Origin of the sequence: Streptomyces sp. NPDC020379, from assembly GCF_044387105.1 — a bacterium.
In the GTDB taxonomy this organism is placed as follows: domain Bacteria; phylum Actinomycetota; class Actinomycetes; order Streptomycetales; family Streptomycetaceae; genus Streptomyces.
On the sequence record NZ_JBIRVR010000002.1, the window covers coordinates 193631 to 210933 of the forward strand.

The window sequence follows — 17303 nt, forward strand, 5'->3', positions numbered from 1 at the left end:
CGTTCTCCGGGAGGTACAGCAGTGACCGACATCGACATCGCCGTGATCGGCGCCGGCATCGCCGGGCTGACCACCGCCTACCGGCTGGCCCGGGAGGGCCACCGGGTCGAGGTGTTCGAGGCCGCGGACGAGCCCGGCGGGCGCATGCGCTCCGCCCGCGTCGACGGCTACACGATCGACTGCGGGGCCGAGACGATCGCCCCGAACGGCTACCCGGCCACCTGGGAGTTCATCCGGGAGCTGGGCCTGGAGCGGGACGGTGCGCTGCACCGCATCCAGCACCCCGTGGGCCTGTGGCGCGAGGGCCGCACCCACCCCTGGGTGGGGCATCCCAAGTCGCTGCTGAGCGGGGCCGGGATGTCCTGGCGGGGGCGGCTCCAGCTGGTGCGGATGATGGCGGCGGGCGGCCGCCGTTCGGGCCGGGTCGACCCCGAACGGCCGGAGGACTCCCCCCACGGTGAGCTGACGCTCGCCGGGTACGGTGCCCGTCACGGCGGGGAACTGGTCGACCGGTGCCTGGGCCCGGTCGCGTCGGCGGCCTTCGGCTGGCGGCCCGAGCGCAGTGCCGTGGCCCCGCTGCTGGCCATCATGCAGGGCACCAGGGGCATCTACCACTGGCAGACCTACCGGGACGGCCAGGACACCATGGCCCGTGCCCTCGCCGAGCGGCTGAAGGTGCACCTGTCCAGGCCCGTGACCCGGGTGGAGCGCGACGGCAGGGGCGCGCGGCTGGCGTTCGCGGACGGCACCGAACTGACCGCCCGCGCGGCCGTGCTCACGCTGCCGTCGCCGGAGGTGGCCTCGGTGCGCCCGGATCTGCCGGAGGAGGAGCGGGCCTTCCTGGAGGCTTCGACGTTCACCTCCATGATCCGGGTGGCCGTCATGCTGGACCGGCCGCTGGAGCCCCGGCGCAGTGGATCGCGGCCGCACCTGTACGCGTTCGTGATGGCGGCGGGCGAGGACTCGCTGCTGTCCGGTGGCACGGTCGAGCACAACAAGTGCTCGCACCGTGTGCCCGCCGGGCGCGGCCTGGTCACCCTGCTCATCTCGCCGCACAGGGCCCGCGAGGTCTACGACCTGCCCGACGAGCAGGTCCTGGAACGGGCGCTCGACGAGAGCGAGCGCTTCATCGACGGACTGCGGGCAGCGTATGTGGGCCACCGGGTGATCCGCTGGCGGCACGGCCTGCCGGAGGCGCCGCCCGCCGCGCTGGCACTGCGCAAGGCGTTCGTCTCCAGGGCCGCCCGGCCCGTCGAGTACGCCGGGGACTGGTTGTATCTGCGGCCGAGCAGCGAGGCGGCGGTCGCCTCCTCCGCCCTCGCGGTGGAGCGCGTGCACGCCTGGCTCGCCGGCAACTGACGCCACACACAGGGGGCCCGTACACCGGACGGTGTACGGGCCCCCTGCCGCTGTGAGCCGGGGGAACTCACAGCCGGCTGGTGGTGGCGGTGTCCACCCGCGCCGCGGCGACGGGGGCGGGGGTCGGCGCCGTGCCCTCCTCGCTGATGCCGTAGCGGGCGTGGAAGCGGCGCAGCGGGCCGGGTGCCCACCAGCCGCGGTCGCCCAGCAGCCGCATGGCGGCCGGGAGCAGGATGCCCCGGATGAGCGTGGCGTCCAGCAGGATGGCCAGGGGCAGGCCCAGACCGAGCGCCTTCAGGTAGCTGATCCCGGAGGTGATCATCACGATGAAGACCAGGGACAGCAGGACGGCCGCGTAGGTGACCACCTTGCCGACGCGCTCCAGGCCCGTCGCCACGGCCAGTTGGTTGTCCCCGGTGCGGTCGTACTCCTCCTTGACCCGGGACAGGATGAACACCGCGTAGTCCATCGACAGGCCGAACCCGATCGCGGCGACGAGGATGGGGGTGGTCCAGGTGATGGCGCCGGTGTTGATGAAGTCGCCGACCAGGCCGCGCAGATGGCCGTCCTGGAAGACGTAGACCAGCGAACCGAAGGTGGCGCTGAGGCTCAGCGCGCTCAGCAGCATCGCCAGGAGCGGCAGCAGGAGGCTTCCGGTGAGCAGGAACAGCAGGATGTATGTGCCGAGTCCGACGATGCCCAGGGCGTAGGGGAGCTTGTCCTTGAGGATGTCGAAGGTGTCGACGGAGATGGCGGGCTGGCCGCCGACGGTGACCGGGAAGGGCGAGCCGGCGTCGCGGACGTGGGTGACGATGTCCTTGCCGGCGGTCGACAGCCCGTCCACCGCCGGGATCACCGACAGGTAGGTGGAACCGTCGCTCGCGAAGCGCCGGGAGGCGTCGGTGGCGGGGGCGACCCGCTTGCCGTCGGCGTACGAGCCGGTCAGCGCGTCGACCCGGGCGACGTCGGGCAGGCCCGAGAGTTTCGTGGCGTAGGCGGCGATGTCGCCGGCGCGTCCCGCGGGCGAGCCGATGCCGCGGCCGACGACCTGGATCGCCTGGGCCTCACGGCTGTTGAAGTCCTGCTGCACGGACTTGGCCACCTGGGCCGACTGGGCGCTCTTCGGCAGGATCTGCTCGTCCGGCAGCCGCATGTTGAGGTCGACGGCCGGTGAGGCCAGGAACGCCATGACCGCGAGGACCCCGATGGCGAGCGGCACGGGGCGCCGCATGACGACGACCGCCAGCCGGTGCCAGAAGCCCTGGCCTTCCTCGGCGGCCGGGCGCGGCTTGCGCCGGATCAGGCGCAGCTTGTCGATCCGGGGGCCGGTCCAGGCCAGCAGCGCGGGCACGATGACCAGCGTGGCGACCGCGGCGACCAGGGTGGTCAGCGTGCCGCCCACGGCGATCGACTGGAACATGCCGAACGGAATGACCATCAGGGACAGGAACGCGATGGCCAGGGTGACCGCGGAGAACGTCACGGTGCGGCCGACGGTGCGCATGGTGGCCCGGATGGCCTCCGAGGTCTGCCCGCCGTTCTTCCCCAGTTCCTCGCGGTAGCGGGTGATGAACAGCAGGCTGTAGTCGATCGCGAGGCCGAGGCCGAGGAAGGTGGTGATGTTCATGAGCAGGTTGTTCGCGTCGAACACGAAGGTCAGCGCGAACAGCAGCCCGAAGACCAGCATCAGCGTGCCGAGGGCGACCGCGAGCGGGAGGAACGCCGCCACCAGCGAGCCGAAGATGATCACGAGGACGACGAGCACCAGCGGGAAGACCATGCCCTCGGCGCGTCCGGCGTCCTTGGCGGCCTGCTGGGTGTTCTCGTAGTTCATCAGGGCCAGGCCGCCGAGCTTGACGTCCAGGCCGTCGACCGTGCCGGTGTACTCGTCCTTCAGGTCCTTGACGCGGTCGTTGACCGTGTCGAAGTCGCCGAGGATGGTGCCGCTGACCAGCGCCTGGTTCCCCGACGCGCCGCGCAGCGAGGGCGACTTGCCGGTCGACCAGTACGAGGCCACATTGCTGAGGTCCTTGTTCTCCTGGAGCCGCCGTGTCAGCTTCAGCCCGGCCTCGGTGACGGCGGGGTCGTCGACGCCGCGGTCGGCCTTGACCAGGATGGTCAGATTGGTCCGGCCCCGCTTGAAGTCCTTCTCCAGGGCGGACTGGGTCTTGGCGGACTCGGTGTCGTTGTTCTCGTAACCACCCATGGTCAGACGGCCGTTGAGCCCCATGGAACCGCCGCCCACGCAAAGGACGATGACCAGCACGGCCAACAAGATCTTCTTTGGCCGGGGAAGGATCAGCCTCGCTAGCCTGTCGAGCATGTCGGTAATCTCCTGTCAGGCGGCGCGCCGTCAGGGGTGATGCGCGCTCACATTTTATGAAACAGGGTGTTTCAGAGTTGTGGGACAGTCTGCACCGAAGCTGGTTGCGGTGCAAGGTGTTTCATAGACGCGGCGGTCATCCTGTGTGCAGGGCCAGCACGTTGGCGGCCACCAGGACGGGCACGCCCCAGCGGTGCAGCTTCATACCGAGCACACGGGCGACCAGGACGTCGCCGCGCACGAGCCCCGCGCGCGCCTGACGCGCCCGCACGGCCCAGAGCGGCAGCACGAGCGCCGCGAACCACACCGGTACGGCATCCAGGGCGATGGCGGCCACGAGCACGGCGGGCTCCAGCAGATGGATCGCCGCGACCGTCCGCCGGTAACCGGCGGCCGAGCTGAGCGTGGCCAGGTTCCGGCGGCCGGCGAGCCGGTCCCCCTCGACGTCGTTCATGTTGGAATAGAGCGACACGAGCAGGCTCCACAGCCCGACGAGGCACGTCTCCAGGACGACCAGGCCGGTCACCTCGCCGGTCAGCAGCACATAGGGGACGAGCACGGCGAGGCCCGGAGTGAGCAGGATCAGCTCCTGCCCGCCGCGATAGCTGATCTTGAGCCCGTAGGAGTACTGCACATTGCTGGCGAGCACCGCCGCCAGCGTCACGCACGCCCACAGCGACCGCTCCGGCGCCACGGCCAGGGCGATCCCCCAGAAGACCGCGCCCCACACGGCCGCGCCCCAGCCGAACAGCTCGGCCTGGCGCACCGTCAGCGCACCGCTCAGCAGCGGCTTGCGCGAACGGTCCCGCAGCGTCCCGTCCTCGGGAGAGTAGTTGCGCGCGTCACTGCCGTCCCGGATGCCGGTCACGTCGTCGAGGGCGACCGTGGCGGCCACCACGCCGACATAGCCGACCGTGTGGAGCAGCAGGACCGACCAGGTGCGGCCGCCCCACAGGAGCGGACCGGGCAACGCCGTCCAGACGACGAAGGCGGCCAAGTAGTAGTCGTAGAAGGAGAGTTTTCCCAGTTTCGCGTAGACCCTCAGACGCCCCGTGACGCCTGACGGTGACACCGTGCTGACCGCGGACATCGATCGGCCGCCTTTCGTCGTGGAGGAGGACGGGCGGCTCAGAGCGGCCTGCGCCCGTAGGTGGAGATGAGCACCTGCGACAGCCAGCGGTGCGCCGGATCGGCCATCTCGCGCAGCGCCTCGTCGATACGGGCACCGTCCACGAGGCCCTCGGCGACGAGGCGCGGACGCATGAACTCCAGCCACAGCTGGTAGTGCCTGGCCTGCTCCGAACCGCCGTAGACCAGCACCGCGCGGCCCTCCGCCGAGACGTCCTCGAGCCCCGCCTCCAACGCGGCCTCGAGATCGAAGTGGCCGCCCCTCGGCTCGTGGCCCGAGCGGCGCATCAGCCCGTAACCGGCCACGCGGATGTCCTGCAGGAAGTCCTCGGAGACCGAACTGCGGAACAGCGTCAGGGAGTCGGTGTCCTCCAGGAAGAGCGTTCCGCCCGGCTTCAGCGCGCGGACCAGGGCGGCGACCGCCGCGGGCCGGTCCTCGAGGTGCTGGACGACCATCCGGGAGTGGACCAGGTCGAAGGAGGCGGCGGGGAGCTCGTCCCTGCGGATGTCGGTCCTGACGACCTCGACGTGGGGCGCCTCGATCCAGCCCAGCCGGTCGGTCGCCAGGTCGGCCGCGACCACCCGGCCGGACGGACCGACACGCTGTCCGAGCCAGTGGGCGATGGACCCCGACCCCGCGCCCACCTCGAGCACCGACCAGCCCTCGGCGACGCCCAGCCGTTCCAGGCGCTCGACCGTACCCGGGTCCCACAGCGACTCGTTGGTACGCAGCCGCTCCGTCTCCCGCTCCCACGCCGGATCGAAAACGTACTCCTTGACGTCACCGGCCGGAATCGCGTCAGCTGTCATGGAAACCTCTCCCTCGAGAATCTCGCCACCGGGAAATCGCGCTCCCACGCTAGGAAGCGGACAGGCCCACCGGCTATGGCAATTGAGTGCGCCGGAGGCAGAGGAACAGACAGTTATCTGCTAAGGACCGGCAGGCCCCGCGCGGCCTAGCGTGAGCCCTCCAAAACCAGTGAATTACGGGAGGAGCTCCCGGTGTTGCACACACTGCTTGTCGGGCTCGGACGATCGGGACGAGAACTCCACCTGCCCGTGTTGCGCAGGCTGCGCGAGGAGGCCGCCGCGACGGGCGCGCGGAGCCTCTTCGCGCCGGACGACCCCCTGGGCTACGACATCCTGCCGACGGCACCCGTCCCCGGACTGCTGACCGTGCCCTCGCTCGCCCAGGCCCGCGCACGGCTGGACCCCGCCGTCACCGTCGTCCACCTCTGCAGTCCGCCGACGGAGCGCGTCGAGGTGCTGCGGGAACTGGCCCGGCTCGGCTTCCGCTCCTTCCTGGTGGAGAAGCCGATCGGCACCGACAGCGCCGTCGTCGACGCCCTGCGCCTGCTGCGGCACGAGTACGGCCTGCGGCTCGCGGTGGTCGCGCCCTGGCTGCACAGCACGCTCACCGAACGGCTGGAGCGGCTCGTCCGCTCGGGCAGCCTGGGCCGGCTCCGCCATATCACCGTGCACCAGCACAAGCCGAGGCTGCGCAGATCGCTCAGCACCCCGAGCCATCCGACGGCCTTCGACGTCGAACTCCCGCACTCCGTCGGCGTGGTGCTGCGCCTCGCCGGTGCCGGCCGTGTGACGACGGCGTCCTGCACCGACGCGAGAGTGGGCGGCGCCGTGGTGCCGAGGATGGGCACGGCCGGGCTGACCCTGGAACACACCGGCGGCGTGGTCAGCCGGATCGCCACCGACCTGGCGTCGCCCCTGCGGGAGCGCCGCATCGTGCTCGGCTTCGACGCGGGCACGGCGGTCGGCCACTATCCGGTCAGCGGTGAGGACGCGTACGCCCACCTGCGGGTGACGCCCATCGGACTGCCCGAGCAGTACGAGATCTTCCCGGACGAGGCCCTGGACGCCTGCCTCCTCCAGACCTACCGGGGCTTCGCCGAAGGTGCCGACTTCGTGGCGGACTTCGCCCTCCAGGCCGAGGTCGTCGAGGCCCTGGACCAGGCGAAGAACCACGTCGCGACGGACGCGGGCGACACCACGCACACCGGGGAGCGAGGGCTCCGTGTCGGCTGAGACCCGTCCCTCCCCCGTGCTCCCGCCCGGAATCGAGCTGTCCGGCATCGGTGACGAGGCGGGCACCTCACTCGACGAACAGATCGCCGCGCTCTCCGCCCTGGGATGGGGAGCCATCGAGCTGCGCACCGTGGACGGCACCGCCGTCGCCGACCTCGACGAGAACGGCTTCGAGCGCCTCCTCGCACGCCTCGCCGACGCCGGTCTGGGGGCCGTCTGCGTGGACTCCCGCATCGCCGACTGGGCCCGGCCCATCACCACGGACTTCGCCGCGGACCTGCGGGAACTCGACATCCTCGGCGAGCGCTGCGCCCGGCTCGGCACCCGCTTCGTCCGCGTCATGTCCTACCCCAACGACGGGCTGGACGAGGACGCCTGGCGCGGCGAGGTGCTCCGCCGCATGAGGGAGCTCACCGCGCGCGCCGAGGACGCCGGACTCGTGCTGCTGCACGAGAACTGCGCCGGCTGGGCGGCGACCCGCGCGGACCGCATGCGCACCCTGCTCGAGCACGTCGACAGCCCCGCGCTCCGGCTGCTCTTCGACACCGGCAACGGCGTCGCCTACGACTACGAGGCGTACGACCTGCTGCCCGAGATCGCGCCCTACGTCGCCCACGTGCACGTCAAGGACGCCCTCGGCACCCCGGACGACACCCGCTACACCCTCCCCGGCCGGGGCCGCTGCCGGGTCCGCGACGCGCTGCGCCTGCTGCTCGACCACGGCTACACCGGCGTCTGGTCCATCGAGCCGCACATCAACGTCCGTCCGCACGAGGCCCTCACCACCACGGGCCGCTCCGGCGTGGAGGCGTTCGTCGCCTACGGCCGGGAGCTGGAGCGACTGGCCGGCGGCCTGGGACGAGGTGCCGCGTGACCCGCGTCGAACTGCTCCCGGCCGAGCGTGAACTGCTGCTGCGGCTGATCGAACTCCCCACCGCCGGGCCACTGGAGACCGGCGAGGAGGGGCCGCGCCCGCTGCTGTGGGAGGCCCAGCGCGCCTACGCCGACGCGGCGGCCGCCCTGGGCCTCACCGTCGTCCACCACGAGGCCCCCGCGCCCGCGGTGCTGGACCGGGACGGTGTCCCGGCCACGGTGCGCGAAGCCGCCGCGCTGATGCCGGACTTCCTGCGCTGCCAGCCGAGCATGGTGCTGCGCCTGGGCCCGCCCCTGCCGCCCGAGCGCACCGTGATGTTCAACGCGCACCTGGACACGGTGGCCGGCTGGGAACCCCCTCGGTACGAGGACGGCCGCTTCCACGGCCGCGGCGCCATCGACGCCAAGGGCCCGGCCGTCGCCCTGCTCGCCGGCCTGCGCCGAGCGGTGGAGACCGTACCCGGGCTGGGGCGGGACACCGGCGTCCTCGTCCAGCTCGTCGCGGGCGAGGAGGGCGGCGCCATGGGCGTCTTCGGCACCCGCCCGCTGGTCGAGAGCGGCTACACCGGCAGACTCAACATCTTCTGCGAGCCCACCCGGTCCCACCTGGTGCCCCGGTCCACCGCCGCCGCGACCGCGCTCGTCGAGATCACCGGACAGGACTCCATCGACGACCGCCCGGAAGGCGGCCACAACGCCAGCGTCCTGCTGGGCTTCCTGGCCCAGCACCTCGCCGAGCGGCTGCCCGGCAGTGCCGAGGGCGGCCGGGTGTGCGTGGCCGGGCTGCACACCGGCCGGATGCACAACAAGGTGTACGGCACCGGGCAGCTCCTGCTGAACCTCGCCTACGCCACCACGGCGGCGGGCCGCATCCTCACGGAGGCGCTGGAGAGGGAACTGCCCGAAGCGCTCGACGCCTTCGCCCAGCGCTTCGGCCGGCAACCGGACTTCGCCCGCACCGCCGCCGACGCCCACACCGTCACCACCCTGCGCTGGCTCAAGCGCGGGCTCCCCGCGCTGGACGGCGACTCCCCCCGCTCCTCCTGGGCCGAACACCTGCTCGGGCGGGAAGCGGGCATCCCGTACGCCCCCCAGGACTGGCCGGCCTGCACCTGCGACGCCATCTGGATGCAGGGCGTCCCCGACGCGTACACCGCCGTCTACGGCCCCGGCGACCTCGACGCCAACCACGCCCATGCGGCCGGGGAGTTCGCCGAGGCCCACAGCCTCGAAGTGTTCGCCACCGGCATCACCTCACTCCTGAAGCAGTTCGCCCAGGCAACGGAGGAACCGTCATGACACCCACGTCCGCCATGGCCCCCGCGGAACGCACGGCCCCCACGGAACGTACGGCCGGTGGCCGAGGCAGCCCGGACGGGGCGGTGCGCGTCCCCCACGCGTCCCTGGTCGCCTTCGCGGCCGAGGTGTTCGAGCGCCGCGGCGTGCCGCCCCGGCGGGCCCGTACCGCGGGCGAGGCCCTGGTCTACGGCGACCTCAGCGGCATGCGCTCCCACGGACTCGCCAACCTCACCCGCCTCTACCTCCCGCTCCTCGACGACGGCAGGGCGCTGCCGGACGCCGAACCCGAAGTGCTCGCCGACCGGGGGGCCGCACTGCTCCTCGACGCCCACAAGGCGCTGGGCCTGTGGGCCGCGAGCGAGGCCCTCGACCTGGCCGCCGAACGGGCCGCCGACTACGGAATAGGGCTCGTCTCCGTCCGCGACGCCACCCACTTCGGCTGCGCGGGCCACCACACCCGGCGGCTGGCCGAACGCGGTCTGATCGGCATCCTCGCCTCCAACTGCGGACGCCAGCGGATCGCCCGGCCGCCGGGCGGGCGAGCCGCGATGCTCGGCACCAACCCGATGAGCGCCGCCGCGCCGGCGGGCCCCGGACTGCCGCCGTTCGTCCTGGACATGAGCACCACCGCCGTGCCCACCGGCAAGGTCCGCGAAGCCGCGCGAGCCGGCCGGCCCATCCCCGAGGGCTGGCTCCAGGACGAGCGGGGACGGCCGGTCACCGACCCGGGCGCCCTCGACCGGGGCGAGGGCTTCCCGCTGTGGCTCGGCGGCCGCCCCGAGACCGGGGCGTACAAGGGATACGGGCTGGCCCTGCTCGTGGAGGTGCTCGCCGCGCTCGTACCCGGCGCCGGGCTCGGACCCGCCGAGGAGGCCCACACCGGCCACGGCGGACCCACCGGGCGCGACGACGACATCGGCTTCCTCGCCCTGGCCGTGGCACCCGGCGTGCTCCGCCCGGTGGACGGCTTCCTCCGGGACGCCGCCGGCCTCTTCCAGGCCCTGGTGGACTGCCCGCCGCTCGACACGAACGCCCCCGTCAGCTACCCCGGCGCGCGCGAGGCGGAACTGAGCGCCGGTGCGCTCGCCCACGGCGTCGCGATCGCCCCCGAGCTGTATGCCGAAATCCACTCCGTCGCCGCCGCCCTGGGCATCGACGCCCCGGAAGGAGAACCCTCATGACCGTGATGAAGGACGATCCGGCCCAGCTGCGCGTCGGCATCGTCGGCCTCGGCGTCATCTCGCGCTTCTACGTCGCGGCGTTCGACGAACTGCCGGACCTGCGGCTGGCCGCCGTCTGCGACCTGCGCCCCGAGGCGCTGGCCCCCTTCGAGGGCCGCGCCCTGTGCTACACCGACCACCGCACGATGATCGCCGAGGCCGGCCTCGACGCCGTCGTCGTCAACGTGCCCAACGACGCCCACGCCGGTGTCTGCGCGGATCTGCTCGCGGCCGGTCTCGCGGTCTGTGTGGAGAAGCCCCTCGCGACCCGCGTCGAGGACGGGCGCGACCTGGTCCGTACGGCCCGGGAGCGCGGCACGGTGCTGTTCACCTCCTTCCACCGGCGCTACAACGACAACGCGCTGGACCTGCTGCGACGGATCGCCGGCAGCGCGGCACCCGTGGCCTCGCTCACCGTGCGCTATCTGGAGCGGATCGAGGAACACGCGGGCACGGACCGCTGGTATCTCGACCCCCGGCGGTGCGGCGGTGGCTGCGTGGCCGACAACGGACCCAACGCGTTCGACACCGTGCGGCAGTTCATCGGCCCGGCCGAGGTCACCGATGCCGTGGTCGTCCGGGACGCCGGAGGCACCGACCGGCAGGCGACCGTCCTGCTGCGCTCCACGGCCGGCGCCACCGCGCGCGTGGTGCTCGACTGGGCGTACCCCGGGGAGCGCAAGGACATCGAGGTCCGCCTCGCCGACGGCACCGTCCACACCGCCGACATGCTGGCCGGCCACCCCGGCTTCAAGCAGTCCCTGTGGCACGAATACGCGGGAGTCCTGCGGGACTTCGCCGCCGCGGTGCGCGCGGGCGAGGACCGCGGCGAGGGCGGCCTCGCCGCACTGGAGCTGGTCGCCGAGGTCTACCGCCGCGAGTCGGCGACAGCGGGCGCGGCCCTGGCGGGAGGCCGCCGGTGAACCCGGCCGAGGACGGGGCCAAACGCCCGGTCGGCGGCAGCCTGGTGAAGATCCTCACCCACCGCCGCGACGACCGCGGCATGAGACTCGAGGAATTCGCCGGCCGCTGCGTCCGGCGCGGCGAGATCCACGAACTGGTGACCACGGACCAGCACGACACGACGCCCGGCGCGGTCGTCGACCGCGTCGGCTTCCTCGGCTTCGTCGAGGTCGGCACCGGCGGCGTGCTCGACCGCGGTGACGAGGTGCGGATCGACGGCCGCCGGGTGGGCACCGTACTGGGCTTCGACGCCTGCCACTTCCCCAACCACTACAACGTGCTGATCGCCGTCGACACGACGACCACCGGCCCGGAACTCGGGCTCCGGCCCGGCATGGAGGTGCGCTTTGACTCCGGTTCTTGACCCGATCGCCCCCTCGGGAGCCCCGCGGGAGACCACCCTGCTCCACACCGTCACGGGCCCGGCGAGCCTGCGTGCGCTCGCCCCGGACCGGCTGGCGGAACTGGCCCGGGAGATCCGCGACTTCCTCGTCACGGCGGTGTCCCGCACCGGCGGCCACCTCGGGCCCAACCTCGGCGTCGTCGAGCTGACCATAGCCCTGCACCGCGTCTTCGACTCCCCGCGCGACCGCCTGCTGTGGGACACCGGACACCAGGCGTACGTCCACAAGCTGCTCACCGGGCGCCAGGACTTCTCCCGGCTGCGCGAACGCGGCGGCCTGTCCGGCTATCCCTCCCGGCAGGAGTCGGAACACGACGTCATCGAGAACTCCCACGCCTCCACCGCGCTCTCCTACGCGGACGGACTCGCCCGCGCGCACCGGCTGCGCGGCCTGCGCGAGAGCCATGTCGTCGCCGTCATCGGCGACGGCGCCCTGACCGGCGGCATGGCCTGGGAAGCACTGAACAACATCGCGGTGAGCAAGGATCTGCCGCTGGTCATCGTCGTCAACGACAACGGCCGCTCCTACGCGCCCACCAAGGGCGGCCTCGCCGAGCACCTCACCGCCCTGCGCACCTCCCAGGGCTACGAGCGGTTCCTGCGCTGGGGCAAGGACGCGCTGCTGCAGACCCCTGTCGTCGGCGGGCCCCTCTACGAGGGCCTGCACGGCGCCAAGAAGGGGCTGAAGGACCTCGTCGCCCCGCAAGGGCTCTTCGAGGACCTCGGGCTGAAGTACATCGGCCCGGTGGACGGGCACGACATCGCGGCGCTGGAGACCGCGCTGAGCCACGCCAAGAGGTTCGGCGGGCCGGCCGTCGTGCACTGCATCACGAGCAAGGGCAAGGGCCACGCGCCCGCCGAACAGCACGAGGGGGACCGCTTCCACGCCATAGGCGCGCTCCCGACGGCCGGGGCCAAGGCGTCCGGGCCCACCTGGACGTCCGTGTTCTCCGAGGAGATCCTCAAGGCCGGGGCGGAACGGGAGGACATCGTCGCGCTCACGGCGGCGATGCTCCAGCCGGTCGGGCTCGACGCGTTCGCCACGGCGTATCCGGAGCGGGTCCTCGACACCGGCATCGCCGAACAGCACACGGTCACCGCCGCCGCCGGCCTGGCCCTCGGCGGTCTGCACCCGGTGATCGCCCTGTACGCCACCTTCCTCAACCGGGCCTTCGACCAGGTGCTCATGGACGTGGCACTGCACCGGTGCGGGGTCACCTTCGTACTCGACCGCGCGGGCGTCACGGGGAACGACGGGCCCAGCCACAACGGCATGTGGGACATGTCCCTCCTCCGGATCGTCCCCGGAATACGGATCGCGGCGCCCCGCGACGCCACCCGGCTGCGCAGGCAGCTCCGCGAGGCGCTGGAGGTCGAGGGCGCCCCCACCGCGGTCCGCTACCCGAAGGGGCCGGTCCCCGCCGCCGAAGTGGAGCCGGTCGACGTGCTCGCCGGGATGGACGTACTGGCCCGCCCGCGCGGCGCGGCGGACGTCCTGCTCGTCTCGGTGGGCGCGATGGCGCCCGTCTGCCTCGCGGCCGCCGAGCAGTTGTCCGGGCGGGGGCTCGGGGTGACCGTGCTGGACCCGGGCTGGGTGGCGCCCGTCAACCCCGCCCTGGTCCGGCTCGCCGCGGAACACCGCCTCGTGGCCACGGTGGAGGACGGCGGACGGGCCGGCGGGATCGGCACGGCCGTCGCCCAGGCGGTCAGCGACGCGGGGCTGCCGGCCCCGGTCCGGGTGTTCGGCCTGGAGCAGCGGTTCTACGAGCACGGCGGCCGCGACGAGGTGCTGGCCGAGGCCGGCCTGACCGCCGACCACATCGTCGGGGACATCACCTCCTTTCTGGCCCCGGCCGGCGTGCCGCGCCTTGAGGGGGTCTCATGACCGCGGTCCCGCTCGGCACCCCCTCGGTGCGGTCCGGACTCGCCGTCCGCAGGCCCAGCCGGCGCATCCAGGTCGGTTCGGTGCCCGTGGGCGGGGACGCCCCGGTGGCGGTGCAGTCGATGACGACCACCCTCACCTCGGACGTGAACGCGACCTTGCGGCAGATCGCCGAACTGACCGCGGCCGGCTGCCAGCTCGTGCGGGTCGCCTGCCCGTCCCAGGACGACGCGGACGCGCTGCCGCGCATCGCCCGGCAGTCCAAGATCCCGGTGATCGCGGACATCCACTTCCAGCCCAAGTACGTGTTCGCGGCGATCGACGCGGGCTGTGCGGCGGTGCGGGTGAACCCGGGCAACATCCGGCAGTTCGACGACAAGGTCAAGGAGATCGCGAAGGCGGCCGCCGCCACGGGCACCCCGATCCGCATCGGCGTCAACGCCGGATCGCTGGACAAGCGGCTGCTGGAGAAGTACGGCAAGGCCACACCGGAGGCGCTGGTCGAGTCGGCCCTGTGGGAGGCGTCCCTCTTCGAGGAGCACGGTTTCCGGGACATCAAGATCTCGGTCAAGCACAACGACCCGGTGGTGATGGTCAACGCCTACCGGCAGCTGGCCGCCCGCTGCGACTACCCGCTGCACCTGGGGGTGACGGAGGCGGGCCCGGCGTTCCAGGGCACCATCAAGTCGGCGGTGGCCTTCGGCGCGCTGCTCTCCGAGGGCATCGGCGACACCATCCGGGTCTCGCTGTCGGCGCCGCCCGCGGAGGAGGTCAAGGTCGGCATCCAGATCCTGGAGTCGCTGAACCTGCGGCAGCGCCGGCTGGAGATCGTCTCGTGCCCGTCCTGCGGGCGGGCACAGGTGGACGTCTACAAGCTCGCGGACCAGGTGACGGCCGGCCTGGAGGGCATGGAAGTGCCGTTGCGGGTCGCGGTGATGGGCTGTGTGGTCAACGGTCCCGGCGAGGCGCGCGAGGCGGATCTGGGGGTGGCCTCGGGCAATGGCAAGGGCCAGATCTTCGTGAAGGGCGAGGTCATCAAGACCGTGCCGGAATCGAGGATCGTGGAGACCCTCATCGAGGAGGCGTTCAAGCTCGCCGAGCGCATGGAGGACGAGGGAGCGCCCCCGGGCGGACCCCAGGTCATCGCCGTCTGAGCAAAATGCCGTTCCGCCCGCCGGGGCCCCCGACACGACAGAACGGTCGTGCGGGGGCTCCGGCATGCCCGAGCGGATGACAGGGAAGTCCGGCGGTCCTGCTAACCCGCCCGCGGTGGCGGCAATTTCTTGCCCGTAGCGCGAGGACTTCTCCTCTTCGTAGCGTCATTCCCATGCCGATCCCCTCAATTCAACGCCAGGATCCGCCTGTTCCGTTCTTCGACCAGACGGAGTCCTTCGCCTCCCTCTGGCCCCTCATCGCCCGGCACACCGACGACGTCTTCGACCGGGGGAAGTTCTCCCACGGCAGGAAAGTGGCCGAACTGGAGCGGGCCCTCGCCGAATACACCGGTGCCAAACACGCGGTGGCGGTGAACAGCGGCACCGACGCACTGGTCATTCTGCTGCGCGCGGCAGGCATCGGTCCGGGCGACGAAGTCGTCGTTCCCGCCTTCTCCTTCTTCGCGTCGGCGTCCTCGGTCAGCATGACCGGGGCCACGCCGGTCTTCGCCGACATCACCACGGACGGCGACTACGGCCTCGACGCCGCTTCCGTGGAGGCCGTGATCGGCGAGCGCACCCGCGCCGTGCTGCCCGTGCACCTCTTCAGCCAGCTCGCGGACATGACGGCCCTGACGGAACTGGCGCGGCGCCACGGCCTGATGGTGCTCGAGGACAGCGCCGAAGCCATCGGAATGCGGTGGGACGGCACCCACGCGGGACTGCTCGGCACCGGCGGCGTGCTGTCGTTCTTCCCGACCAAGACCCTCGGCGCGCTGGGGGACGCGGGGATGGTGCTCACGAACGACGACGAGGTCGCCGAGAAGGCCGGGGTGCTGCGCCACCACGGCCGGATGGGCAGGACGATCGACCACATCGCCGGCATCTCCAACCTCTCCGGGGTCTCCGGCACCAACAGCAAGATGGACGACGTCCAGGCGGCCGTGCTGCTGGCCAAACTCTCCCGCCTCGACCGGGACATCGCACGCCGCCGCGAGCTGGCCGACGCCTACACGGCACGGCTGCGCGGCACCGACGGGGTGCTGGCCCTGCCCCGGACCGTCCCCCGCCCGGTGCGCGCCGACCCGGTCTTCTACGTCTACCTCCTCGAGGTCGAGCGGCGGGACGAGCTGGCGGCCCATCTGGCGGCGCGCGGCATCGGCACCGAGACGTACTACCCGCGGCCGCTCCCGCTGCAGCCCTGCTACGCGGACGAGGGGCGCAACCGGCCGGGACGCTTCCCCCACGCCGAGGCGGCCAGTGAACGGACCCTGGCGCTCCCCCTGTATCCGGACCTGACCGAGGAGCGGCTCGAGACGGTCTGCGCCACGATCTCCGACTTCTACGCCGGGAGGCGGTGACATGACGATCCCCTTCTTTCCCCCGGATCTCTTCGAGCAGGACCGGCAGACCTTCAAGGACCTGCTGTACGAGGTGGGCACCGACCCGGAGCAGCGCTTCATCCTCGGGCGGCGCACCGCCGCGCTCGAAGCGGAACTGCGCCTCACCACCGGGGCGGGACACGTCATCGCGTGCTCCAGCGGCACCGGCGGGCTCAACCTCGCGGTCCAGGCCCTCGGGATCGGCCCCGGTGACGAGGTGATCGTCCCGGCGTTCTGCTGCCAGCCGGTGGCCAGTTCGGTGGCCAACCTCGGGGCGACGCCGGTCTTCGCCGACGTCGATCCGCACACCATGGTCATCGACCCGGACGACGTGGAGAGGCTGATCTCGGAGCGGACGCGCGCGATCATGCCGGCCCATGTGTTCTCGATCATGGCGGACATGCCGCGCCTCACCAAGATCGCCCGGGGGCACGGGGTGAAGGTCATCGAGGACGCGGCGGTGGCCGAGGGCGCGGTGCTCGACGGCGTCCCGTCCGGCCGCTGGGGTGACCTCGGCGTCTTCTCGTTCTTCCAGGTGAAGGCGTTCGGCACCGCCGGGGAAGGCGGCGTCGTGCTGACCGACGACCCCGGACTGGCCGAGCGCGTGCGGATGCTGCGCAACCACGGCCAGGACGGCGTCCACCGCTTCGTGCACCACCACATCGGCCAGAACAGCCGCTTCGACGAGATCCTCGCGGCCTTCCAGCTGCACCGCCACGCCGGCTTCGAGGACCGCCTCGAACGCCGCGCCCGGATCGCCGACTACTACACGGAGCGCTTCGCGCCGCTGGCCGAGCGCGGGCTCCTGGCGCCGCCCGCCGGGCGCGACGGCCGCTGCTACTACGTGTACTCCCTGCTGGCGCGGCGCCGCGGCGACCTGCGCGCCTGGCTCACGGAGCAGGAGATCGGCACGCACGTCTACTACCCGGTGCCGCTGCCCGGCCAGCCCGCCTTCGCGCGGTACGCCCCCGAGGGCCGGGAGTGGCCGGGAGCCCGGTACGCGAGCGACCACAACCTGGCCATCCCGATCTGGCCCCATCTCACCGACGCGCAGGTGGAGTACGTAGCCGACTCGATCTGCGAGTTCTACGCCTGAGCGCTCCGCCGGAAGTCCGGCACTCCGGCCGCGGGCCGTTCGCGGCCGGGCGCGCGGTTCCCCGCGCCCTTCCGGGGCGCGGCCGCGCCCACCGGACTTCGGCACGTCCGCCCAGGTGCGGCCTTCGACCGAGTGCCGCCTTCGACTGAACGGGGCGTTCCGAGCGGGTTCTCCGCCC

Annotated in this window: 14 protein-coding genes; 11 read left to right on the plus strand and 3 right to left on the minus strand. The window is 72.3% G+C overall.

Annotation, left to right across the window (positions count from 1 at the left end):
- The first annotated feature begins 21 nt into the window (after positions 1 to 21).
- Positions 22 to 1359 (plus strand): protoporphyrinogen/coproporphyrinogen oxidase, encoded by a 1338-nt coding sequence (locus ACH427_RS03385; RefSeq protein ID WP_398867663.1) that lies wholly within the window; start codon positions 22 to 24, stop codon positions 1357 to 1359.
- Positions 1360 to 1426: 67 nt separating this feature from the next.
- On the opposite strand, the gene ACH427_RS03390 is transcribed toward ACH427_RS03385, so the two are convergent.
- The 3 genes from ACH427_RS03390 to ACH427_RS03400 all read right to left on the minus strand — a co-directional run bounded on the left by ACH427_RS03390 (position 1427) and on the right by ACH427_RS03400 (position 5620).
- Positions 1427 to 3682, minus strand: coding sequence for an MMPL family transporter (locus tag ACH427_RS03390; RefSeq protein ID WP_398867664.1), 2256 nt, complete (start codon positions 3680 to 3682; stop codon positions 1427 to 1429).
- A 136-nt stretch (positions 3683 to 3818) separates the two neighbouring features.
- Positions 3819 to 4772 (minus strand): UbiA family prenyltransferase, encoded by a 954-nt coding sequence (locus ACH427_RS03395; protein ID WP_398867665.1) that lies wholly within the window; start codon positions 4770 to 4772, stop codon positions 3819 to 3821.
- A gap of 38 nt (positions 4773 to 4810) precedes the next feature.
- Positions 4811 to 5620, minus strand: coding sequence for a methyltransferase domain-containing protein (locus ACH427_RS03400; protein ID WP_398867666.1), 810 nt, complete (start codon positions 5618 to 5620; stop codon positions 4811 to 4813).
- Between the two features lie 192 nt (positions 5621 to 5812).
- On the opposite strand from ACH427_RS03400, the gene ACH427_RS03405 reads away from it, so the two are divergent.
- From ACH427_RS03405 to ACH427_RS03450, 10 genes are all read left to right on the plus strand, one after another.
- The gene (locus ACH427_RS03405; RefSeq protein WP_398867667.1) at positions 5813 to 6853 is read left to right on the plus strand and encodes a Gfo/Idh/MocA family protein; all 1041 of its coding nucleotides are present in this window, start codon (positions 5813 to 5815) and stop codon (positions 6851 to 6853) included.
- Complete coding sequence (locus tag ACH427_RS03410; protein WP_398867668.1) at positions 6843 to 7727, plus strand: sugar phosphate isomerase/epimerase family protein; 885 nt, start codon at positions 6843 to 6845, stop codon at positions 7725 to 7727. The genes ACH427_RS03405 and ACH427_RS03410 overlap by 11 nt, the downstream gene beginning before the upstream one ends.
- A complete protein-coding gene (locus ACH427_RS03415; protein ID WP_398867669.1) occupies positions 7724 to 9025 on the plus strand; it encodes a M20/M25/M40 family metallo-hydrolase in 1302 nt (433 codons plus the stop codon). The genes ACH427_RS03410 and ACH427_RS03415 overlap by 4 nt, the downstream gene beginning before the upstream one ends.
- A complete protein-coding gene (locus ACH427_RS03420) occupies positions 9022 to 10206 on the plus strand; it encodes an Ldh family oxidoreductase (protein WP_398867670.1) in 1185 nt (394 codons plus the stop codon). The genes ACH427_RS03415 and ACH427_RS03420 overlap by 4 nt, the downstream gene beginning before the upstream one ends.
- Entirely contained in the window at positions 10203 to 11168 is a 966-nt protein-coding gene (locus tag ACH427_RS03425; RefSeq protein ID WP_398867671.1) for a Gfo/Idh/MocA family protein, read from the plus strand. Before ACH427_RS03420 ends, ACH427_RS03425 begins: the two co-directional genes overlap by 4 nt.
- Positions 11165 to 11572, plus strand: a complete 408-nt coding sequence (locus ACH427_RS03430; protein ID WP_398867672.1) for a DUF6917 domain-containing protein — start codon at positions 11165 to 11167, stop codon at positions 11570 to 11572. The genes ACH427_RS03425 and ACH427_RS03430 overlap by 4 nt, the downstream gene beginning before the upstream one ends.
- Positions 11556 to 13496, plus strand: coding sequence for a 1-deoxy-D-xylulose-5-phosphate synthase (gene dxs / locus ACH427_RS03435; protein ID WP_398867673.1), 1941 nt, complete (start codon positions 11556 to 11558; stop codon positions 13494 to 13496). The genes ACH427_RS03430 and dxs overlap by 17 nt, the downstream gene beginning before the upstream one ends.
- Positions 13493 to 14647, plus strand: a complete 1155-nt coding sequence (gene ispG, locus ACH427_RS03440; protein ID WP_398867674.1) for a flavodoxin-dependent (E)-4-hydroxy-3-methylbut-2-enyl-diphosphate synthase — start codon at positions 13493 to 13495, stop codon at positions 14645 to 14647. The genes dxs and ispG overlap by 4 nt, the downstream gene beginning before the upstream one ends.
- A gap of 173 nt (positions 14648 to 14820) precedes the next feature.
- Complete coding sequence (locus ACH427_RS03445) at positions 14821 to 16008, plus strand: DegT/DnrJ/EryC1/StrS family aminotransferase (protein ID WP_398867675.1); 1188 nt, start codon at positions 14821 to 14823, stop codon at positions 16006 to 16008.
- Position 16009: 1 nt separating this feature from the next.
- Complete coding sequence (locus ACH427_RS03450; RefSeq protein ID WP_398867676.1) at positions 16010 to 17125, plus strand: DegT/DnrJ/EryC1/StrS family aminotransferase; 1116 nt, start codon at positions 16010 to 16012, stop codon at positions 17123 to 17125.
- Positions 17126 to 17303: the final 178 nt, after the last annotated feature.